The sequence below is a fragment of the Nocardia cyriacigeorgica genome, from assembly GCF_010858045.1.
Classification (GTDB): Bacteria; Actinomycetota; Actinomycetes; order Mycobacteriales; family Mycobacteriaceae; genus Nocardia; species Nocardia cyriacigeorgica_E.
Window position 1 is genome coordinate 59,127 of the sequence record NZ_JAAGVC010000026.1, and the last position, 20,025, is coordinate 79,151.

20 protein-coding genes are annotated in these 20,025 nt (G+C 68.8%); 10 read left to right on the forward strand and 10 right to left on the reverse strand.

All coding sequences use genetic code 11. The features are described from left to right. Window positions 1-13: 13 nt before the first annotated feature. Together GV790_RS20325 and GV790_RS20330 are read right to left on the reverse strand one after the other, a co-directional pair. Complete coding sequence (locus GV790_RS20325) at window positions 14-1,267, reverse strand: PucR family transcriptional regulator (protein WP_163814903.1); 1,254 nt, start codon at window positions 1,265-1,267, stop codon at window positions 14-16. A 148-nt stretch (window positions 1,268-1,415) separates the two neighbouring features. Further along, the gene (locus GV790_RS20330; RefSeq protein ID WP_228806636.1) at window positions 1,416-1,673 is read right to left on the reverse strand and encodes a hypothetical protein; all 258 of its coding nucleotides are present in this window, start codon (window positions 1,671-1,673) and stop codon (window positions 1,416-1,418) included. 769 nt (window positions 1,674-2,442) lie between these two features. Here GV790_RS20330 and GV790_RS20335 point away from each other — a divergent pair. Both GV790_RS20335 and GV790_RS20340 read left to right on the forward strand, forming a co-directional pair. Next, window positions 2,443-2,664: a DUF397 domain-containing protein gene (locus GV790_RS20335; protein ID WP_104361058.1), complete on the forward strand. Its 222-nt coding sequence runs from the start codon at window positions 2,443-2,445 to the stop codon at window positions 2,662-2,664. A gap of 86 nt (window positions 2,665-2,750) precedes the next feature. Next, a complete protein-coding gene (locus GV790_RS20340; RefSeq protein WP_163814907.1) occupies window positions 2,751-3,638 on the forward strand; it encodes a helix-turn-helix domain-containing protein in 888 nt (295 codons plus the stop codon). Window positions 3,639-3,767: 129 nt separating this feature from the next. Here GV790_RS20340 and GV790_RS20345 read toward each other — a convergent pair whose 3' ends face one another. From GV790_RS20345 to GV790_RS20355, 3 genes are all read right to left on the reverse strand, one after another. Then, window positions 3,768-3,995 carry a hypothetical protein gene (locus GV790_RS20345; RefSeq protein WP_163814909.1) on the reverse strand — a complete coding sequence of 76 codons (228 nt, stop codon included), beginning with the start codon at window positions 3,993-3,995 and terminating at the stop codon, window positions 3,768-3,770. A 264-nt stretch (window positions 3,996-4,259) separates the two neighbouring features. Beyond that, window positions 4,260-4,919 (reverse strand): NAD(P)H-binding protein, encoded by a 660-nt coding sequence (locus GV790_RS20350; RefSeq protein WP_163814911.1) that lies wholly within the window; start codon window positions 4,917-4,919, stop codon window positions 4,260-4,262. Window positions 4,920-4,935: 16 nt separating this feature from the next. Beyond that, window positions 4,936-5,466: a DUF2599 domain-containing protein gene (locus tag GV790_RS20355; protein ID WP_163814913.1), complete on the reverse strand. Its 531-nt coding sequence runs from the start codon at window positions 5,464-5,466 to the stop codon at window positions 4,936-4,938. Window positions 5,467-5,625: 159 nt separating this feature from the next. Between GV790_RS20355 and GV790_RS20360 the strand changes: the two genes are divergently transcribed. Then, window positions 5,626-6,753: an alpha/beta hydrolase gene (locus GV790_RS20360; protein WP_280211456.1), complete on the forward strand. Its 1,128-nt coding sequence runs from the start codon at window positions 5,626-5,628 to the stop codon at window positions 6,751-6,753. Window positions 6,754-6,768: 15 nt separating this feature from the next. On the opposite strand, the gene GV790_RS20365 is transcribed toward GV790_RS20360, so the two are convergent. After that, window positions 6,769-7,011 (reverse strand): hypothetical protein, encoded by a 243-nt coding sequence (locus GV790_RS20365; protein WP_163814915.1) that lies wholly within the window; start codon window positions 7,009-7,011, stop codon window positions 6,769-6,771. 279 nt (window positions 7,012-7,290) lie between these two features. Between GV790_RS20365 and GV790_RS20370 the strand changes: the two genes are divergently transcribed. The 4 genes from GV790_RS20370 (at window position 7,291) to GV790_RS20385 (ending at window position 12,424) form a co-directional block, all read left to right on the forward strand. After that, window positions 7,291-8,535, forward strand: coding sequence for a lipase family protein (locus GV790_RS20370; RefSeq protein WP_163814919.1), 1,245 nt, complete (start codon window positions 7,291-7,293; stop codon window positions 8,533-8,535). A gap of 215 nt (window positions 8,536-8,750) precedes the next feature. Beyond that, complete coding sequence (locus GV790_RS20375; RefSeq protein ID WP_163814921.1) at window positions 8,751-10,187, forward strand: lipase family protein; 1,437 nt, start codon at window positions 8,751-8,753, stop codon at window positions 10,185-10,187. A gap of 135 nt (window positions 10,188-10,322) precedes the next feature. After that, a complete protein-coding gene (locus GV790_RS20380; protein ID WP_163814923.1) occupies window positions 10,323-11,387 on the forward strand; it encodes a fused (3R)-hydroxyacyl-ACP dehydratase subunits HadA/HadB in 1,065 nt (354 codons plus the stop codon). A 182-nt stretch (window positions 11,388-11,569) separates the two neighbouring features. Further along, window positions 11,570-12,424, forward strand: coding sequence for a helix-turn-helix domain-containing protein (locus GV790_RS20385; protein ID WP_163814947.1), 855 nt, complete (start codon window positions 11,570-11,572; stop codon window positions 12,422-12,424). 207 nt (window positions 12,425-12,631) lie between these two features. On the opposite strand, the gene GV790_RS20390 is transcribed toward GV790_RS20385, so the two are convergent. Next, window positions 12,632-14,182 (reverse strand): acyl-CoA carboxylase subunit beta, encoded by a 1,551-nt coding sequence (locus GV790_RS20390; protein ID WP_163814925.1) that lies wholly within the window; start codon window positions 14,180-14,182, stop codon window positions 12,632-12,634. Window positions 14,183-14,612: 430 nt separating this feature from the next. Then, window positions 14,613-14,828, reverse strand: coding sequence for a hypothetical protein (locus tag GV790_RS31240; protein WP_256673409.1), 216 nt, complete (start codon window positions 14,826-14,828; stop codon window positions 14,613-14,615). Here GV790_RS31240 and GV790_RS20395 point away from each other — a divergent pair. Genes GV790_RS20395 through GV790_RS20405 form a run of 3 tightly spaced genes read left to right on the forward strand, consistent with a single transcriptional unit; the run spans window position 14,823 to window position 17,720 of the window. Then, window positions 14,823-15,680: a transcriptional regulator gene (locus tag GV790_RS20395; RefSeq protein WP_256673410.1), complete on the forward strand. Its 858-nt coding sequence runs from the start codon at window positions 14,823-14,825 to the stop codon at window positions 15,678-15,680. The two genes, GV790_RS31240 and GV790_RS20395, sit on opposite strands and share 6 nt — an antisense overlap. 43 nt (window positions 15,681-15,723) lie before the next feature. Next, window positions 15,724-16,674: an acyl-ACP desaturase gene (locus GV790_RS20400; protein ID WP_163814929.1), complete on the forward strand. Its 951-nt coding sequence runs from the start codon at window positions 15,724-15,726 to the stop codon at window positions 16,672-16,674. Continuing rightward, window positions 16,671-17,720 carry an alpha/beta hydrolase gene (locus GV790_RS20405; RefSeq protein WP_163814931.1) on the forward strand — a complete coding sequence of 350 codons (1,050 nt, stop codon included), beginning with the start codon at window positions 16,671-16,673 and terminating at the stop codon, window positions 17,718-17,720. The genes GV790_RS20400 and GV790_RS20405 overlap by 4 nt, the downstream gene beginning before the upstream one ends. 3 nt (window positions 17,721-17,723) lie before the next feature. On the opposite strand, the gene GV790_RS20410 is transcribed toward GV790_RS20405, so the two are convergent. Continuing rightward, on the reverse strand, window positions 17,724-18,761 hold the full coding sequence (locus GV790_RS20410) for a fused (3R)-hydroxyacyl-ACP dehydratase subunits HadA/HadB (RefSeq protein ID WP_163814933.1): 1,038 nt from the start codon (window positions 18,759-18,761) through the stop codon (window positions 17,724-17,726). Between the two features lie 46 nt (window positions 18,762-18,807). After that, window positions 18,808-19,428 carry a YdcF family protein gene (locus GV790_RS20415; RefSeq protein ID WP_256673412.1) on the reverse strand — a complete coding sequence of 207 codons (621 nt, stop codon included), beginning with the start codon at window positions 19,426-19,428 and terminating at the stop codon, window positions 18,808-18,810. Window positions 19,429-20,025 lie beyond the last annotated feature (597 nt).

Here is a 20,025-nt window from a genome sequence, read left to right on the forward strand (position 1 = left end):
GAATCGGCATCACCTACGGCCGGCCGGCCGGACCGCGGTCCAGCTCGCGGGCCAGCAGCGCGATCGAGGCCTGGGAAATGCCCGCTGAGGTGGCCAGGTCGATCGTGGTGAGCTGGGCGATGCGGCGTAGCCGGTAGTCGACGGTGTTCGGGTGCACATACAACTGCCGGGCGGTGAGCTGGCGGTTCATATCGTTGCGCAGATAGGCCCGCATGGTGGCGAACAGTTCGGGATGGTCGTCGAGCGGTGCCAGGATGGTTGCGAGCCGCCGGGTGGCGGGCCCGCCCCGGGTGAGCTGGTATTCCACCGCGAGATCGGTCATCTGGTACAGCCCGGGAGCGCGTTCGCCGGCCCGGACCAGTCCGAGCAGCTCATGTGCCTGATCGGCGGCTTCGGGCACCTCCGCGGTCGCGCTGACCACCATCGCGGCGGTGACCGGCACTTCCGCGGCGGCGGACAGCCGCACCAGTACGTCGTCGGTCAATTCGGCGTCGCCGTCGAGGGGGATGAGCAGGGTGCCGCCCTGCGGGCTGAGCAGCGCCAAGGCTTTGCCGTCGAAGACGATCGCCAGTTCGGACTGCACTCGGCGCAGCTTGCGGCGCGCCGCCACCCTGCGGTCGACCCTGGTGTCGAGCTCGTCGGGATGCGGCGGAATCGACAGCGCCGCCACCTGATAGCGCTCGGCCACCGGCATGCCGGATTGCAGCGCGAGTGCGGCGTGCGAGCGGCCGCTGAGCAGGGCGGATGCCAGCGTCTGGGTCGCGGTCTGGTGTTCGCGGGCCACCAGTTGCTGTTCCTCGACATAGGCATCCGACACCGCGGTGGTGATAGCCTCGAGCAGTTCCAGGATCAGGTCGGTCGCATCGAGCAGTTCCGGAATATCGGTGGCCACGGCGGGGGCGGTCACCAGTCCGAAGGCGAAGCGGATCCCCTCGTGATAGGCCCGCAGAATGGTGCCGAGCGGCACGCCTTCCCTGGCCCATCGCGCGGCCACCGAACGGAATTCGGCGAAGGCGGATTCGTCGGGCACCGCCCTGCGATCGAACATCTCGGCCACCAGGGCGAGGCAGTAGCGGGTGGCCTCGGTGACGTCGCCGCGCATCTGCTCGCCCGGCAGCGTGCGGCACGGTGCGACGCAGGTGGCGAAGTAGTCGACCATGCGAGAGGCGACCCGGTCGGCGTTCTGTAGGGGGACCGACGCGGGCCTGCCGCCGATCTCGACCGTGTCGTTGTCGCTGACCGACAGGTCGAGCGCGGAAAAGCTCATGTAGTTGCTCCGTTGCCACCTCGGATGCCGACCAGCAGCATCCGGTTCGTTCGCCTCACTATACGAGCGGGCGGGCAACGTGAAAGGGGTTCGTCTCAGATCGGCCGAACCGGTGGCGCGGCGGTAGATTTCGCCGGCGAGTAGCCGATCACTCGTCGTCGAGGCCTGCCGACAGGTATGCGGCGGCGGCGAGCCATTGCCTGCATCGCGGCCCGTGTACCTCATGGACCCGCAGGATTTCGCGGGCCTGCCGGTAGGTGAGACCCGGTGGTTCGAAATTGCAGTCGGCCGTGGCGGTTTCCGGTGCCGGGTAGTGGCGCAGGGCATCGGGAAGGTGCCGCAGGGTCTCGACGCCGGAGGATCCGGAGATCGCGACTCGGCGGGGAGTTCGGAATGGCTGGCTCATTTCGACCGCCCCTCGCATCAGAACGTGGGGGGAGGTGTGAATGGCGACGTCGGCGTGAACTCCGGCGTACCTCCCCGACTCTCATGATCGAGTTTAAGTGTCTGTCGCTTGCAAATGCAAGTACATTTGTAGCTTACATTGAAGAGAACACTTCGCCGCCGACGCGGTGGGCGGCCGATGATCGATGCTGTGTCGCAGGCGGATTCCCGATCGCCGGACACGCGCGAGTCCTAGTCATACACGGGGAATAGCCCACCGTCGCCTATCTGTGCGGCCGTCGTCGTTTCGTGACCCAGATGAGGCCGTGCGGCGACCGGTAGCGCGCATTCGTGCTGGTGGGGGCGCTGGTGGTGGTCCGGTGGCAGCGGGTCTGGCCTCGGCGGCCGCCCTCGGTGCGCGAACTGGACGGGTGATCATGCCGGCCGCCGCCACCGGTGATCGTGCACCTGTCAGGTTGCCGCGGTCGGGCAGCCGAACCTCTGGTGGCCTCCTTCGCCGAATCGCTGCCGTGTCGCTATTTCATTGCGGCAGCATGCAATTCGGTCCGGTCGGCGGCTCTGCGCGCGAGACTTACCGGATGCGGCTTCGCCGGCGCCGCAACCGGTGGTCCGGCCGGTTGCGCCGAGGTCGCGGAAGGGGTGTGAATCTGCGGGCGCGCGCGGGCGCGCGCCGTGCTATCGTCCAGATGGGTGTGCAAATGCAAGAACATTTGCGTGTGCATCTGCAAACACTGCGTCTAGGTAAACGTCGTAACCGAGGAGTGGGTCCAATGGCGGAGTCAGTCACCAATCGCGTCGCCGGAGCATGGCGCAAGAGCACTTTCAGCAATCCGAGCGGTAACTGCGTGGAAATGGCGGAGGCGACCAACAACCTGGTGGCCGTGCGCAATTCGCGCGAGCCCGACGGCGGCATCCTGTTCTACACCCGGCCCGAGATCGATGCCTTCATCCGCGGCGCGAAGGCCGGAGAGTTCGACGATCTGGCTAGCTGAGAGGTAGCATGGGCCGTCGGTGCGGTGTGTTCACGGTCTCAGTTGTGACACACTGTGGGTAAATCCCGAGTATCGGAGACGACTCCATGATCGCAGAGCCCGATGACGATGGTCGTGTGCAATCCGTTGTCGCGGAACGTGGTCCGACAGTGCTACGGATCGCCCTCGGTGGCCAGCTACGCAAGCTCCGGGAGGGCAAGGGCATCACTCGCGAAGCCGCGGGCGACGCCATCCGCGGCTCACACGCCAAGATCAGCCGGCTCGAACTCGGCCGCACCGGATTCAAGGAACGGGATATCCGGGATCTGCTGACCCTCTACGGCGTCCATGATCCCGAGGAGCGCGAGTCCTTCCTTGAACTCGCGCGCAAAGCGAACGAACCAGGATGGTGGCATCGCTACAGCGATCTGCTGCCGTCCTGGTTCGGCACCTATCTGGGGCTCGAACAGGCCGCCACCAAGATCCGCACCTACGAGGCGCACCTGGTGCCCGGCCTGCTGCAGACCCCGGAATACACGCGCGCCGTGGTCACCCTCGGCTACGAGGACGCCGACACCGATCGCCGCGTCGCGGTGCGCCAGCGCAGGCAGGAAATCCTGCACCGCTCCGATCCGCCCTTCGTCTGGGCGGTGATCGACGAGGCCGCGCTGCACCGCCCGGTCGGCGGCGCCGACGTGCACCGGGCCCAGATGCACCATCTCATCGAATTGGCCCAGCTGCCCAACGTCACCATTCAGGTGGTGCCGTACTCGGCGGGTGAACACGCCGCGGCGGGCAGCTCGTTCAGCATCCTGCGCTTCGCCGAGCCGGAGCTGCCCGACATCGTCTATCTCGAGCACCTGACCAGCGCCCTGTACCTGGACCGGCGCGAGGATCTGGCGCTGTACCTGTCGGTGATGGACCGGCTCAGCGTGCAGGCCGCTCGTCCGGAACGCTCGATCGAGATCATCAGCGACTACGCGAAGGGCCTGTGAGCGCAGCCCCGCGAACACCTCGGCCATGACCGCCTGCCCGGCAGGCGGTCACGGCCGTCACGATCATCCGACAACGATGACGCCGGCCGGGAGCGGGCAGGTGACATCGCGAGACGAGCCGGGCTAGGGCTACTCCTTGATGAAGCTGGAGGCGACGCGCCAGAACGTCGCGCTCTGCAACGAGGTGAAATCCCAGTCGTCGGCCAAAGCGTGCACCGTGGTGACGATCTGGTCGATATCGAAATCGTAACGAGTTGCCGCACCGGTGGATTCGATCGCGTCGATGACGAATTCGACGGCGCTTTCCCTGGTGGGGGGCTGGATTCGCTGGCCACCGCGGGCCGAGATCGTACTCATATCAATACCGTTCGCCGACCGGGCAGCCGGTGCGGGATCGGCAATCGCGAACCGGCCGCTGGGTAATGGTTGTTGCATGAACGCCCCTCACGTCAGGCGGCAGCGAACCGATGGTGATCTCAACCGCCGGCGCGCTCACGCGGCCTTCTTGGTTGTCCCCTGTAAAGCGTTGTACGGCTGAGTCTAAGTTCATGTGCCTTTCAGATGCAAGCACATCTGCACGATCTAATGTGCGCGCGCTCTTGGGTTTTGGCGGGCAAATCCTCAGCGTCGCAAGGCCGCGACCGCGTCCGCGACCGGCGTCGGGCCGCCGACCAGCTCCAGGGTCATACCCGCGGTGTGACCGGCGGGCAGCAGTGCCGCGAGCACCGCGGCGACGTCGGCCCTGGCAATATCGCCGCGCTCGATCCGCGGTGCGGCGAGGGTGACGCGGCCGGTGGCGGCACTGTCGGTCAACACGCCCGGACGCAGGATCGTCCAGTCGAGATCGCGGGCACGCAGGTCGTCTTCGGCCTGGGTCTTGGCCTCGATGTAGGCGGCCCAGACGTCGTCCCGGCCGGGTGCGGGCGGCAATCCGGCGCCCATGGTGGAGATCTGCAGGAATCGGCGCACGCCCGCCGCCTCGGCGGCATCGGCCAGCAGTACCGAACCGTCGCGGTCCACGCTGTACTTGCGTGCGGCGGTGCTGCCCGGCCCGGCGCCGGCGGCGAAAACCACGGCGTCGGAGCCCTGGACGGTCGCGGTGAGGTCGGCGACGGCGGCGCGCTCGAGATCGATGACGACCGGCTCGGCGCCGACGGCATAGACCTCGGGGGCGTGTCCGGGATTGCGGATCAGCGCCGCGACGCTGTGGCCGCGCCCGGTGAGCAGTTCGGCCAGCAGGAGTGCGATCTTGCCGTGTCCGCCTGCCATGACGATGCGCATGGTCGTGTCCTTTCGCTCACCGTTCCGGTCCACCGGGGTTGCAGCGCGCCTCGACGGTGGCCATATAGCCGACGTCGGGCCGCCAGGGTTCCAGATTCCAGCTGGGCTTGTCGGGTGCGACGATGCGGGCCCAGTCCCAGTGGCAGATGAACTGATCGCGCATGCCTGGGCTGCCCGCCTGCGGCGACTGGGCGAGTACCTCCTGCCAGGCGCGTTCCTCGGATCCGGGGAAGGTGGTCTTGCGACCGGCCGGCGTGGGATGGACGAGTAGGCGGGGACCGTCGATGTTCTCGGTCCAGACGACGTTATCGATCAGCGGCTGACCAGCGTAGGGGTCGACGGTGGGCGCGGAGGCCAGCGGGGTTTCGGCGGGCGCACCGAGCGGCGCAGGAGCTGCCGGAGTGGTCGTGGTGGCGGGGGCGGCCGTCGTGGTGGACGCAACGGTCGTGGGCCGGGCGGCGGGGGAGTCGTCGGATCCGCATCCGGTGAGCGCGAGCGCGGCCGGGATGAGCAGAGCGCAGACCGCCCCTGCGCTTGGTCGCCCCATCTGCCGATCCTCCCGATCTCGTCACCGGCGCTCGTCTGCCCGGTCCGACCGAGCTTAGTGGTTGCGGTGGGCGAGGGCTCGATCGCGCCGCCACCCGCCGCGCGCCCCACCGATTGTGGTGTCTTGCCCGGCGTTGCCGGGTGCGGCGATAGTCGGTCGGTGAAACGGACTCGGATCTCGACGGTGACCGCGGGCGCCGTGCTGGCGGTGGCAGTTGTGCTGGCGAATCCGGTGGCCGCCTCGGCGGTGCAGGCGCCGGGCGCGGTCACCGACGCGGTGGTGTTGTCGGGACGCTTGTCGGTGCCCGCGGCGGCGTCGGCGCAACGATTGACCTACTGGTCGCGCGGCCCGCACGCGCCGATGCAGAGCACGGCGGCGGTGTACGTGCCGCCGGGTCCGGCACCGGCGGGTGGCTGGCCGATCGTGGCCTATGCGCATGGCTCGGTCGGGATCGCCGATCATTGCGCGTTCACCGAGAATCCCCGCGACTACTACCTCGACACCCTGTATCCCCGGCTGCTGGAGGCCGGGTACGCGGTGGTGATCTCCGATTATGTCGGGCTGGGAACACCGGGAATCCATCCGTATCTGGACGGTCCGTCCCAGGCGCGCAGTGTGATCGACGGCGTGCGGGCCGCACGGTCGGCGGTCCCCGAACTCAGCGCGCGGTGGGCGGTACTCGGCCAGTCCCAGGGCGGGCAAACCGCACTGTTCACCGCGCATATCGCCGCCGCCGACGCCCCCGAACTCGATTTCCGTGGTGCCGCGGCGACCGGGGCGCCGTCGAATCTGGAGTTGGCGGTGCCGCTGGCCGGGCCGTGGATTCCACGATTGCCGTTGCGCCGCACCACGACATACTTCGGTCTGCTGCTCGCCGGCCTGCGGGTCACCACACCCGAACTCGATATCGACAGCTACCTGACCCCGATCGGCCACGATGTGCTGCGAATCGTGGAGTCCGAATGTGTGCCAGAAGCCGCCGCGCGAGTCGACGAGATCGCCATCGGTGCGATGCTGAACCGTCCGCTCGACGATCCGGCGCTGTGGGCGGCCGCCGAGGCGATGATGCGGATCCCGACTTCCGGCTATACGGCGCCGTTGTTCGTGGCCCAGGGACTCGGCGATCGGGAGGTGCCTGCGCCGTTGAGTGCCAAACTCATCGCCGAACTTCGGGCCTCGGGAACCGATATGCGGGTCGGGGTGTATCCGGGCGATCACCTCGAGGCCGCCGATCAAGCGTTACCGGACGTGCTGGTGTTCCTGCATCGCCTCTTCGGACGTGGATGAATCGGCCGGCCGCTGTCAATGCCAGAGCGAATGGCACGGCAGGCGGCGCAGGTCGGGCCGGATCATGCCGTCGACGGTGACGGTGAGCCCGGCATGGACCGCGGCGGAGGTGAACTCCCATGCCTCGGTGGTGGTGGCCGCGTATTCGAGGATCAACGCGTCCTCGGGCGTCGGGCCGTCGAAGTAGACGGTGACGCGCCGGGTCGGCATCTCCGTGGGGTGGGTGCGGTAGGCGAATGCGTGTGCTGTGCCGTCCATGTCACCGTCTCCTTCCGCGGCGCCGGATCAGCGCCGCTAGGTGTGACGGTAAGTCCTCACCATTACCGAGAACATGTTCCAGCAGGCGTGCTGGACAATTCACAGCGGCACCCGTGGCAGTGTCGGAGATTCTCACCAGTGCGCGCCCCACCCGCTCACAGGGCGGTCGGTTCACACTTGTGAATTGTCAAAAAGTCTTACCGGACATGGGCCGGACGGCGCCGCCACGACAGAGCATGTTCACAAAACAGATCGCGAATATCGGGAGGCTCGACGTCGATGTGGCAGGCCAAACCTTCGACCGGAAAGGGACGGCCGCGTCGTCGGCTGCTGCGTGCGGCGGGCGCACTGGCCGCCGGGGTGATGCTGATCCTCGGCACGGCCGCACAGGGAAGCGCGGCGCCGCTGTATCCGGCTCCCGATCCCGACCCGTTCTACGCCGAACCGCCGGGACTGGCCGGCAAACAGCCCGGTGAGGTGCTCGCGGTCCGGCAGATGCCGCCGTTGCCGATGTTCCCGGACACCACGGTGACGGTGGTGCGTTTCCGATCGACCAACTCCACCGGCAAGCCGATCGCGGCGACCACCACGGTGCTGACCCCGCGCTCGCACCAGAAGAACGGCCCGCTGCTGTCGTTGCAGCACATCATCAACGCGCTCGGGGCCAAATGCTCGGTCTCGCGGGTGCTCTACACCGACGACCCCGATCTCATGGTGCGCGAGGCGCCGGCGTGGAACGTGCTGTTGCAGCGTGGCTGGAGCATCGCGCTGCCCGACCACCTCGGGCCGCAATTCGCCTACGGCGCAGCCAAACTGGGTGGCCAGGTGACCTTGGACGGCATTCGCGCGGTCAAACGGGTGGGTGAGCTCGGGGTCGAGCACAGCCCGGTGTCGATGGTCGGCTATTCCGGCGGCGGTATGGCCACCGCCTGGGCCGCGGCCTTGCAGCCGACCTACGCGCCGGAACTGACGATCGCCGGCGCCGCGATGGGCGGGGTGCCGATGAATCTGGTGAAGATGCTCGAGGGGCTCGGCTTCGGCTCACATCCGGTGTTCGGGCTGGCGTTGGCCGCAGGCATCGGCCTGGAGCGGGAGTACCCGGAGCGTTTCCCGATCAGCGATCAGCTCAATGCGAAGGGCCTGGCCGCGCGGGCCGCGATGGCCAACAGCTGCACCAACGGGCTGCTGGCAACCGGTGCCGGGCACGGAGTGCTGGACTTCGCCGCGACGACCTCGATGGTCGACGACCCGCGGGCGCGGGCGGTCGTCGAGGAAAACAGCCTCGAGCTCTACGACGGTGCGCCGACGATGCCGGTGTTCGAATGGCATTCCCCGATCGACGGACTGGTCCCGGTCGACGCCATCGTCAACACCAACCGCCGCTGGTGCGCGGCGGGCACCAAGGTACAGGCCGAGACCGTGGCCGTGCCGGACCATCTGACGGCGGCCGTGCTCGGTCTTCCCGCGGCGCTCACCTGGATCGATGCCAGATTCCGCGGGGAGCCCGCGCCGAGCAACTGCTGAGCCCACGGTAGGCGAATTCCGCTGGGCGAGGCCGTATCCGCACCGATCGTCACGATCCGGCCTCGCCACGCGCACAACTCGGGAACGGTGCGGTATCCCGGTGCGCGCAGCCGCGTAATCTGATCTTCCGGCCCCGGCGCACAAGGGGGTTTTCGGGGGTCGACTACCGCATCACCCGGGTGCCGGCATTCGAGGTCGCTGCAGAGGCGGGTGCCATGAAATCCTTCCGAGCCGTCGTCGTCGCGACCCTGGTCGCGGGGGTGGTGTCGACCGGTCCCGCCGCCGCGCAACCGACGTTTCCCGCCCCGCCACCGCCGGCGCCCGCCCTGGGTATCCCGTTGCCGCCGCCACCGATACTGCCCGATCCGGCGACGGTGCTGCCCGGGATCCAGCAGTGGATCGACCAGGTGGTGCCAGCGCCGCCGATTCCGGCGCTGCCCACGGGCCCGGCGCAAGTGCCCACACCCACGATCACCTCACCTGCCGTGGCGGCCCTGCATCAGGCGGTGCTGCCGTCGCCGGTGGGCGACCCGATGTTCGACCTGTGGCCCGCCGACCTGGCCGATCAACGCAATGGGCAGGTGCTCGCGGTCCGCGATGTCACCGCCACCGCCGCACCACTGCTGACCGTGCCGATCGCCAGGGCACAGCTGGTGAAGTACCGCACCGAGGACGCGCACGGCAGGCCGTCGTTCGCGACCGCGACGCTGGCGGTCCCGGCCGCGGCGTGGACCGGACCGGGTGCGCGGCCGGTGGTCGTGAACAATCTGCCCATCGACGCTCTCGGGCGCGATTGCACACCGGGATACACTCTCGCGCATGGATTCTCGCCCCACACCGCGCTGACCGACTTCATCCCGCCGACCTCGCAACTGGCATTGCTGCGCGGCTACGCGCTGCTCATTCCCGATCACGAGGGTCCGCGCATGGCCTACGCCGAACCGTACGTCGCGGGCCATGCGGTGCTCGACGCCATCCGTGCGGTGCGCGCGCTCGCCCCGCACGAGCTCGGCACCAGCCGGTTCGCCCTCACCGGCTATTCCGGCGGCGCCATCGCCACCCACGGTGCGGTCAAACTCATCGACGGTTATGCCCCGGAGCTGGCGCCGGTGATCGTCGGTGCCGCGCTGGGCGGTGTGCCCGCCGACTACGAGATCCTGGCCCGCAGCATGAACGCCAATCTGGCGTCGGGGGTGTTCATGGCCGCCGTGCTCGCCATCGGCCGCGAGCGACCGGAGATCCTGGAACGGATGAATCATCTGGCGCAGTGGGTGGCGATCTCGCCGATGAAAGACCAGTGCGTGTCGATCTTCGCGCTGCCGGGCATCCTGCATCTGCCGATCGACATCGCCGCCGATATGGCCGACCCGCTGCGCTCACCGCTGGCCGCCGACATCTACCGGGTCACCCGGATGTCGGGTCTGCGCTCGGCCACCCCGCTCTACATCTACCACGGTGAACAGGAGTTCTGGCTGCCCGCCGAGGGGGCGAGGGCACTGTTCGACGAGCAATGCGCGCTCGGCGCGAACGCGGCCTACCGCAGCGTCTTCGGCGAACACATCATCGCCGCCGCCCTCGGTTATCCGGAGGCCATGCTCTGGCTCGACGAGCGACTGCGCGGGGCGCCCGCGGTCAGCGAATGCCCGCCGTGATTGTGACCGCCGACGACGCAGGCGCACGCGCGTTGTCGCCCGCCCCAGACTCGCCGCGCGGACCGGCGCAGTGCGCGAAGCGCCGATACCGTTACCCGGTCCCGGCGGCGTGTGGCCGGGTCGGAAGGCAGGCAGATGAACCCCACCTCGACCACGGCATCGGCACAGGCCGCCGCCCTCGTCGGACGGCACTACCGGATGGTCGACCACTATGAGGTCGGCCGGGAGAAGATCCGCGAATTCGCCCGAGCGGTGCAGGACCCGCACCCCGCGCATCGGCGCGAAGACGCCGCCGCCGCGCTCGGCTACGACGGTCTGATCGCCCCGCTGACCTTCCCGTCGGTGGTCTGGATGCAGATGCAGCGCGCGATGTTCGAGGCCGTGCTCACCGGCTACGACATCAGCCAGGTCCTGCAGACCGAGCAGACGATCCGGATGTACCGGCCGCTGGTGGCCGGTGACCGGTTGCGCTGCGACGCCTATGTCGAATCGTTTCGCCAGTTCGGTGACAAGGATTTCATGGTCACCCGCAACGTGCTCTCCGATGAGCACAAGGAGATCGTCCAGGTCGCCCACACCACGGTCGTCGCGGTCACCGGCGCGGTCGTCACCGATGAGCTGGCCGCCGCGGTGGACGGGGTGATCATGTCCGGGCATTCGAAGGCCGACCGGCTCGCCCTGGCGGCGCGCCGGGCCGAGGACGCCGACGAACCCGCGGTGCTGGAGTGTTTCGACGAGCTGACCCCGGTCGAGCTGGACCCGGCCCGACCCTCGCGGGCCCGGATCCGCTTCGACGACGTCGCGGTCGGCGACAGCCTGCCCGTGCGCACGGTGGCGCTCTCGCGCGGCGATCTGGTCAACTACGCGGGGGTGTCGGGCGATTCCAATCCGATCCACTACAGCGACCGGGTCGCCCGGGCGGCCGGTCTGCCCGACGTGGTGTCCCACGGTCTGCTCACCATGGGTCTCGGCGCCGGATACGTCACCGAGTGGCTCGACGATCCGGCCGCGGTCACCTACTACGGGGTGCGGTTCGCCGGGTTCGCGCCGATCGACGCCACCCGCGCGGGCGCAGTCGAATTCCGGGGCCGGATCAAGGCGCTGGACCCGGTCCGCCGCTGCGCGACGGTGGCGATCACCGCGACCTGCGGCGGCCGCAAACTGTTCGGCCGGGCCACCGCGGAGGTGCTGCTGCGCTGATCACGGCCGGTCGTGGCGTCAATGACGGTCGGGCCGAGCGGGTTTCGCGGACGCTGGGGCGCGCCGTTTCATGGGAGACTCGAAGGATGGGTGCCTCGGAGCTACGTTCTGTCCCTACCGACATCCCGCATACGGCGGGGGAGCGGACCCCGGCGATCGACGGCGGACCGACCGTCTTACGGATGGTGCTCGGCGGCCGGTTACGGCGGCTGCGGGAAGCGGGCAATATCACCAGGGAAGCGGCCGGTGAGCATATCCGCGGCTCGCATTCCAAGATCAGCCGCATCGAACTGGGCCGCACCCCGATCCGCGAACGCGATCTGCTGGACCTGCTCGCCCTCTACGGGGTGACCGACGAGGCCGAGATCGACGAATTCCGCAGGCTCGCAGAGCAAGCGGGCAGCTCGGGCTGGTGGCACCGGGACAGCGACTGGCTGCCGAAATGGTTCGACATGTATCTGGGCCTCGAACAGGCCGCGTCGATGATTCGCGGCTACGAGCCACGTGCGGTACCCGAACTGTTGCAGACCGCCGACTACGCCCGTGCCCTGATCCGGCTCGCCCATCCCACCGAATCCGAGGACGGCATCGAGCGCCGGGTCGCGCTGCGGATGCGCCGCCAGGCGATCCTCACCCGGCCCGACCCGCCCCGGCTGTGGCTGATGGTGGAGGAGGCGGCATTGCGTCGCCGCATCGGCGGCACCGCGGTGTGGAGTGAACAGCTCGACCGGTTGATGGCGGTGGTGGAGCAGCCGAATGTGACGGTGCAGCTGCTCGCCGATCACGTGGGCGGCCCGGCCCTGACCGAGGGCGCGTTCACCATGCTGCGCTTCGCCGAGCCCGATCTGCCCGACATCGTCTATATCCAGCAGCTCACCGGCGCACTGTATCTGGACAAACGGGCCGATCTGGATGCCTACCGGGCGGTGGCCAACCAGCTGTCGGTGCACGCCACCCCGCCCGAACACACCCCGGGCCTGCTGCGCGCGTTGCGGCATCGGCAGCCGCCGATCCTGCGGCATCCCACCGGCGATTAGGTGCGCCCGCGACAGTGGCCTGCCCGGCGCGCAAGGGTAGGGAACGAGCGCGCCGGGCAGGCCGTGCACCCGGTCGACGCGGCGAACGAGAACCGGGCACGGCACCGACGTTAGGGCACATCGGCGGGCACGGCACGGTGCGCGGCCCGATCTCGGGAATTCTCCGGATCGGCGTGGAAACCGTTGTGAGCGAACACAACCGCCCGGCTACACCGGGAACAGGCTGTGCCGGCGCGGGTCGTGGTCGGCGACCGCGCCCTTCTCGCGCAGCAACCGCAACGCGCGCCGGATCTCGAGGCGGGTGTCGGCCGGTTCGATGACGGCGTCGATGTAGCCGCGTTCGGCCGCGATCCACGGCGTCGCGGTGGTGGCGTTGTACTGGTCGATCATGAACTCGCGCACGGCAGCGCGCTGGTCGGCGGGCACCATCGACAGCTGTTTGCGTCCGACGATGCTCACCGCGCTCTGCGCGCCCATGACCGCGATCCGGGCGGTCGGCCAGGCCAGGCTGATATCGGCGCCGAGCTGTTTGCAGCCCATCACCGCGTAACCGCCGCCGTAGGCCTTGCGCACGACCACCGTCACGATCGGCACCGTCGCCTCCAGCACCGCGCGGAAGAACCGCCCACCGCGTTTGATCACGCCGCTGCGTTCCTCCTCCACCCCCGGCAGCACGCCGGGGGTGTCGACGATGAAGATCAGCGGCAGCCCGAAGGCATTGCAGAGCCGGATGAAATGGGTGGCCTTGTCCGAGCATTGGGCGTCGATGGCGCCGCCGAGGGCCATCGGCTGATTGGCGACCACGCCGACGCTGCGGCCGTCGACCCGGGTGAAGCCGGTGATCAGATTCGGCGCGGTGGCGGCGCTGATCTCGTGGAAATCGCCGTCGTCGAACAGGCGCACCAGGATGTCGTGCATGTCGTAGCCGTGGCTGTCGGCATCCGGGATGATCGCGTTCAGTTCGAGGTCGGATGCGGTGCGCTCGGGTTCCAGACCCGGGTTGACCACCGGCGGTTGTTCCAGGCAGCTCGACGGCAGGTAGCTCAGGTAGCTGCGGGCCCACGCGAACGCGTCGTGTTCGGTGGCCGCGACGTGGTGCACGGTGCCGTTGGCGGCCTGCACCTGCGCGCCGCCGAGCTCCTCCATGCTGACCTCTTCGCCGGTCACCTCCTTGATGACCTCCGGCCCGGTGACGAACATGTAGGACTTCTCGGTGGCGATCAGTACATCGGTGTTGACCGGCGCATACACCGATCCGGCCGCGCATTTGCCCAGCATGATCGAGACCTGCGGGACGAACCCGGACAGTTTGCCCTGCCTGCGGCTCATCAGCGCGTACCAGGCGAGGGAGGTGACCGCGTCCTGGATGCGGGCGCCGCCGGAATCGTTGATCGCCACCACCGGGCAGGCGTTGTCGAGCGCGAAGTCCAGCGCTGCGGCGACCTTGCGGCCGAACATCTCGCCCACCGACCCGCCGAAAACGGTCTGGTCATGGGCGATGACCACCACCGGCCTGCCGTCGATCCGTCCGCGCCCGGTCACCACGCCGTCGCCGTACATGGCGTCGCCGGAGCCGGGTTGCCGCACCAGGGCGCCGATCTCGACGAAGCTGCCCGGGTCCACCAGGGCGCGTACCCGTTCCCGGGCGCTGGGAATGCCCTTCTGTTTGCGTTTGGTGATGCCGGCTTCGCCCGCGGGTTCTTCGGCGAGCTCCAGGATGGCCTGCAGCTGTTCCAGCTTTTCTCGGGTACCGCTCATCAGTTGTGGATCCAGCCCTTCACTCGCCGGCGCCGAAAATGACCCCGCGGCGGAGCCGTGCGGAGGCGCAGCGCTCGATGCTAATGGGGCGACGGGGCCGAGCACAGCGACGGAGCAGATCTGATGGGAGACCTCACAGCCGCGCACGCCCGGCTCTCACCTGACCTCGGCGTGCGGTGGCGCGGCACCGGCGGTTTTTGTGGGTATTCCCTGACAGAAAAGATCGGGCTGGTGATCGGTCCTCGAGGCGAACCCGGGCGCTGTGAACCGTTCTCGGGCGGCCGTACAGTGACCGCGACGCGGCGCCGGGAAATGCGCGGCCGGCGCCGCGTCGCACACATTTTCGTGACCATGACGACCGCTCGTGCGGATCATCGTACTCGTGGCCCGTTATCTGATTGTGATTCCGCCCAACCGGCCAGGATCGCGCTCATGACTTCTCCGATTCCCCGACGCTGTGGGCAATTTCGGTGCCGATCACCGATAACGTCCGGTAGTCATGATGGGCACACAGGCCGGCGCGGATATCTCGAGCCTGGAAGCGGAACTCGTGCGATTCCTGAGGCGCCGCAGAAACGGCACGTCCGGTGGCGACCTCGCGGCCACGGCGCGGCAGTGCCTGGCCGAAGCGGTGCAGCAGATGCATCCGCGCACCGCACGCCCTGGTGCGGGCGCCGCATCGATCGCGGGGTCCGCGGCACGCTGGGCACGGGAGGGGATCGCCCTCGAAACGGTGCTCGGCGCTTATCACGAGGGGATTCGGCAGGGGCTGGAATTCCTGGCCGATCACACCACCGCCGACGACGCGCCCGACGATTCGGCGCAGCGACTGCTGGCAGGCACCCAGCTGATGGTGCGGGTGCTGGAACTGGCCACGGTCACCGCCTCGGCGGCCTACCTCGACGAGCACCGCCTCGTCGCTCGCGAACATCAGACCGCCGCCCAGACCCTGGTCTCGGCGCTGCTGAGCGGTCACGGGGCCAGCGCGCTGGCCAGGCGCACGGGCATCGCGGTGGCCCCGGCCTACCAGGTGGTGGCCCTGGCGATCCCGCCTCATCCGGACGAACTCGATCCCGGGATCGGGGCGATATCGGCGGGCAGGCGCAAATTGCGCCGCGTACAGGCCGCTCTGGCCGCACCGCTGGGGTCGCGATCGCTGTCGTTGCTGTCGGCCGACGGCGGCACCGTGCTGATCCCGCAGGATCCCGCCAGCGCCTTCGCGCCGTCGCCCGCGATGACCGGCGAGGTGCTCGAAGTGGTCGGCGAAGCCGCCGAAGTGGCGCTCACCGCGGTGGTGATCAGCGGCGCCACCGAGCGCATCCCCGAACTGGCCGGCCGCGCCCACGACGTGCTCGAACACGTGCGCGGCGCGGGGCATCCGGCAGGGCTCTACCGGATCACCGAAGGCAACGACGCGGACAGCGGCGAGGCGGGCCAATGGCGGTATCTGCCGGTCGCCGGCGCGGCGGCCGCCGCACGCATCGGCCGCTCCGCTTGAGCGGCGTCCGACGCCGAATCCGCCCCGGGACAAGGAGAACATTGTGACCACCGCGCTGACCGACCGCGATATCCTGCGCGAGTTGGAGCCGATCGCCGAGCGCCAGCTCGAGGACCATCTGCGCAAGGCCAAGGCCTGGAATCCGCACGACTATGTGCCCTGGGACGACGGGCGCAATTTCGCGGCTCTCGGCGGCATCGACTGGGAACCGGGACAGTCGAACCTGTCGGAAGTCGCGCGCGTCGCGATGGTCACCAATCTGCTGACCGAGGACAATCTGCCGTCTTACCATCGGGAATTGGCCGACACCTTCACTCAGGACGGGGTGTGGGGCACCTGGGTGGGCCGGTGGACCGCGGAGGAGAACCGGCATTCCATCGTGATGCGCGACTATCTGGTGGTGACCAGGGCGGTCGACCCGGTCGCGCTGGAACAGGCCCGCATGGCGCATATGACCACCGGTGTGGCGAAACCGGAGAAGGGCTCGCAATTCCTGCGCTCCACCGCCTACGTCACCTTCCAGGAGCTGGCGACGCGGATCAGCCATCGCAATACCGGAATCGCCTGTCAGGAACCGATTGCCGAACGGATGCTGCAGCGCATCGCCGCCGACGAAAACCTGCACATGATCTTCTATCGCACGATCAGCGGCGCCGCACTGGATCTCGCGCCCGACGACATGCTCTGCGCGATCACCGATGTGGTGACCCGGTTTCAGATGCCCGGCCTCACCCAACCCGATTTCCGGCGCAATTCGGTGCTGTTGGCCAAGCACGGAATCTACGATCTGCGCCAGCACCTGGATGTGGTGCTGCGCCCGGTGCTGCGGGCCTGGCGGATCTTCGAACGCAGCGATCTCGGCGCCGCGGGCGAACGCGCCCGCGACGAACTGCACACCTTCCTCGACGATCTCGAGCGGCGTGCCCTGCGGTTCGAGGAACGGCGCGAGGCCGCGGCCGCGCGCCGGGCGGAACGGGCCGCCGCGGCCGGATGAGCACACGAATACCGGTGACAGCGGCGGCGATGGCGATGGTCGCCGCCGTCTGTGTGACGCCCGCGGCCGCGTTGCCGGCGCAGACCGCGCCGGGCCTGCGCTCGCCTGGGCCGAGCACCGAATCCGTCGTCACCCGAACCTCGCTGGTCCGCATCGAAGTGCTCGGCAAGCAGCGCATCCGGCTGCATATCGCGTCCGCGGCGATGCGGCGCGTCATCGCCATCGACACCCTGATCGGCACCGGCCCAGCACCACGTCCGACGTTGTATCTGCTCGACGGTGTCGACGGGGAGCAGACCTCGGGCTGGCTGACCAAGGGCGGGGCCGCGGAATTCTTCGCCGACAAACCGGTCGACGTCGTGCTCACCACCGGCGGCACCGGCAGCATGTACAGCGACTGGGTGCGCTCGGATGCGGCGCTCGGCCTGAACCGCTGGGAAACCTTCCTCACCGAAGAGCTACCGCCGCTGGTGGAAACCTATCTCGGCGGCACCGGCGTCCGGGCGATCGCCGGGGTGTCGATGGGTGCGCAGGCGGCGATGATGCTCACCCAACGGCATCCGGGAATGTATCGGGCGGTGGCGGGGATGAGCGGATGCTATTCGACCGCAGATCCGCTGGGCCGCGCCGTCACCACCATCACCGTCGCCTCCCGCGGCGGGAACCCGGAGAACCTGTGGGGGCCGCCATCGTCACCGGAGTGGGCCGCCCACGACAGCCTGCTCGGCGCCGAGCAATTGCGCGGCACCGCGATCTACCTGTCCGCGGCCACCGGCGCGCCGACCGGCGTCGATCTGACCGAGGTGGCGCGGGCGCCCGATATCGTCGCGGCCCTGGGGGAGATGGGCGGCGGTGCGGCGCTGGAGGCGGGCGCGCGCTCGTGCACCGAACGTCTCGCCGCCCGGCTGGACGAACTCGGCATTCCCGCCACCGTGGAGCTGCTGGACGCCGGCATGCACACCTGGCCCGATTTCCGGGCGCAGCTGCCACGCACCTGGCCGACGCTGGCGACAGCGCTGGAAGTGCCGCGCACTCCAGCGCGCTGAAACTCATTCGGCGAAGCGCACTTCGGCGGCGGCGTAGCCGAACAGTTTGCGCCCATCCGAGCGCGCGTCGATGGCGATGGTGCCGCGGCGCCCACGCGGATCGAGCGAGGTGATCCGTCCGCTGAACTCGATCGGGCTCGACGCCAGCGCCGGCACCCGCAGATAGTGGGTGTTGTGCGCGAATTGCGCGCGCAGCCGGGTCACCGCCGCCGGGTCGCCGAGCCACGAGCTCAGATAGCCCGCGGCCAGACCGAGCTTGAGCATGCCCGGTGCCACCACGGTGGGCAGCCCGCATTCGACGGCTGAGCGTTCGTCGAACAGTACCGGGTTCGTATCCCCCGTGACCCCCGCGTAGTTCACCAGATCACCACGAGACAGCCACAGCACCCGGGCCGGTAGAACGGCGCCGACTCGTAGCGTCGCGGGATCGATGGCGGTGCGCGGGACATGGGGCGGCGACATGGCCGTGACGACCTCCGAACCGGCTTCGGTGATGGTGCCGGGCACGGTGTCCGCGCGTGCGTCGGTCATCGCCACCCGGCGCACCGCCTCACCCAGGCGCTCGGCCTCACCGGTGCGGGCCAGCAACGCCGTCGATCCGGTCTGCACCACCTGGCCCTTGGCATCGGTGAGGACGCTCTTGATCGCCATGACGTCGTAATCGGCGAAATGGCGGAACGATTCGAAGTAGATATCGCAGGTCAGCTCGTCGCCGGCGATGAGCGGGCGGCCGATGTCGATCACCTGATCGGCGTGCAGAATCCGGGCCGGGTCGTAGCCGGTGAGCACCGTGTCCAGGATTTCGCGGTGCACTCGGAGCAGGATGATCGACGCGAACGTCGCCGGTGCGATCAGGCCGGGATACCCCAGTGCGGCTGCGGCGGATTCGTGCCGATGGGCCGGGTGGCGGTCCTGCACCGCGCGGGCGTATTCGCGAATCTTCTCCCGGCCCACGGTGTATCGGTGCGAGGACCGGTAGCGGTGGTCGAGCAGCGCCCGTACCTGATCGGCGGGGGCTACTGTCGTGGCTGCCTCGGACATCTGTGCTCCTCAGAATGCGCTCGGAACGGGGATGGGCAGGTCGGGCTCAGCGCATGGGGCCGAACACCCAGGCGGGAACGGGGTTGTGGTCGGGGGTGACGGCGGCGGCCACCGGGACGCCGGCACCGAGGAAACTGGCGACCGCGCGGTCGATGTGGTCGGCAGAGGTGACCACCACGGCGTCACGGGCACCGATCTCCTGCATGATCCGCGCCGAATGGTGCGCGTTCTGCACGGTGTCGACGGCCGCCGCCTCCACATGCACCCGCTCGGCCGGAATGCCGTGGCGTACCAGCCAGTCCGCCATCGCGACCGCCTCGCTGACGCCGTTGCGCGGGTTGCCGCCGGTGACGATGATCGGTGAGCCCGGCGCCAGCAGGGCCTGGACGTATCCGGCGCGCAGGCGCGCGATCAGCTCGGGCCGCATGCTGCCGTCGGGTAGGAGACCGTAGCCGAGGATCACGATCGCGGTGCCCGGCCCGTGCACCTGGGCCAGTGGACCGGAGACGAATTCGGCCGAGCCGGTCGAATCGGCCGCCGCCGCAGGCGGTTGCAGGCCGGACCCGATCACGGCGGCCGCGCCGAGCAACGTGCAGGCGGTGAGCCGCAGGCCGAGTCGTCGGCGCCGGGGCCTGCCTGCGGGCTGTGGGCGGGTCGGCGATGCCATCGAGTCGATCATGGGCGCTCCCAGAAAATGTGCCGAGTGGTTGCCACCGTCGGCGGAAATGTATTGCTCCATGATTCGGCACCGCGTGGTGAATATGTCGTGATCTGTTGGTTATCTGGAGGATTCACCGATTTCCGCGGCCGCTTTTCGTGTCGATCCACGTGCGGTTGTGATGGCGTACCTGCCGCGGCTTTGCGGCGCTGTGAAATTCACCGTGGCCGCGGGCGGGGGATATCTGTGCCCGGTCCCTAAGGGCGGGCAACGGCGTTCGTGAGGTTTCCAGACACCGTTGCCGCACGGCGGTTTCAGGGGCGTGCGGACTTAGCGTTGGCGCAGTTTCCGTGCCGTCGACCGGCACGTCGGCACTGGATCGTATGTTCAGGAAGGCATGTGATGAGACGTAGTACTTCTGGCCGGTTGTGGCGTTCGGTGGTGGTGGCGGGCGCGGTGGCGCTGGCGTTGACGTCGGTGGGTGGTCGGGCTGCGGCTGCGCCGACGGAGCAGGATTTGGCCGATTATATTGCGGCGGGTCGGTCGGTGGCGGGGCCGGTGGCTGATTCGGGGTCGAGTTCGGGGTCGGCGTGTGATTCGGGGTCG

What these genes read in the sequence shown, in the direction of transcription:
- GV790_RS20365 (WP_163814915.1), bottom strand. Translation starts at nt 7,011, where the DNA reads ATGGACGGCACAGCACACGCATTCGCCTACCGCACCCACCCCACGGAG.
- GV790_RS20355 (WP_163814913.1), bottom strand. Translation starts at nt 5,466, where the DNA reads ATGGGGCGACCAAGCGCAGGGGCGGTCTGCGCTCTGCTCATCCCGGCC.
- GV790_RS20380 (WP_163814923.1), top strand. Translation starts at nt 10,323, where the DNA reads ATGAACCCCACCTCGACCACGGCATCGGCACAGGCCGCCGCCCTCGTC.
- GV790_RS20375 (WP_163814921.1), top strand. Translation starts at nt 8,751, where the DNA reads ATGAAATCCTTCCGAGCCGTCGTCGTCGCGACCCTGGTCGCGGGGGTG.
- GV790_RS20415 (WP_256673412.1), bottom strand. Translation starts at nt 19,428, where the DNA reads ATGGCATCGCCGACCCGCCCACAGCCCGCAGGCAGGCCCCGGCGCCGA.
- GV790_RS20370 (WP_163814919.1), top strand. Translation starts at nt 7,291, where the DNA reads ATGTGGCAGGCCAAACCTTCGACCGGAAAGGGACGGCCGCGTCGTCGG.
- GV790_RS20410 (WP_163814933.1), bottom strand. Translation starts at nt 18,761, where the DNA reads ATGTCCGAGGCAGCCACGACAGTAGCCCCCGCCGATCAGGTACGGGCG.
- GV790_RS20340 (WP_163814907.1), top strand. Translation starts at nt 2,751, where the DNA reads ATGATCGCAGAGCCCGATGACGATGGTCGTGTGCAATCCGTTGTCGCG.
- GV790_RS20330 (WP_228806636.1), bottom strand. Translation starts at nt 1,673, where the DNA reads ATGAGCCAGCCATTCCGAACTCCCCGCCGAGTCGCGATCTCCGGATCC.
- GV790_RS20345 (WP_163814909.1), bottom strand. Translation starts at nt 3,995, where the DNA reads ATGAGTACGATCTCGGCCCGCGGTGGCCAGCGAATCCAGCCCCCCACC.
- GV790_RS31240 (WP_256673409.1), bottom strand. Translation starts at nt 14,828, where the DNA reads ATGCATCTGCTGCACCGCTTCGGCCAGGCACTGCCGCGCCGTGGCCGC.
- GV790_RS20325 (WP_163814903.1), bottom strand. Translation starts at nt 1,267, where the DNA reads ATGAGCTTTTCCGCGCTCGACCTGTCGGTCAGCGACAACGACACGGTC.
- GV790_RS20350 (WP_163814911.1), bottom strand. Translation starts at nt 4,919, where the DNA reads ATGCGCATCGTCATGGCAGGCGGACACGGCAAGATCGCACTCCTGCTG.
- GV790_RS20385 (WP_163814947.1), top strand. Translation starts at nt 11,570, where the DNA reads ATGGTGCTCGGCGGCCGGTTACGGCGGCTGCGGGAAGCGGGCAATATC.
- GV790_RS20405 (WP_163814931.1), top strand. Translation starts at nt 16,671, where the DNA reads ATGAGCACACGAATACCGGTGACAGCGGCGGCGATGGCGATGGTCGCC.
- GV790_RS20395 (WP_256673410.1), top strand. Translation starts at nt 14,823, where the DNA reads ATGCATCCGCGCACCGCACGCCCTGGTGCGGGCGCCGCATCGATCGCG.
- GV790_RS20335 (WP_104361058.1), top strand. Translation starts at nt 2,443, where the DNA reads ATGGCGGAGTCAGTCACCAATCGCGTCGCCGGAGCATGGCGCAAGAGC.
- GV790_RS20390 (WP_163814925.1), bottom strand. Translation starts at nt 14,182, where the DNA reads ATGAGCGGTACCCGAGAAAAGCTGGAACAGCTGCAGGCCATCCTGGAG.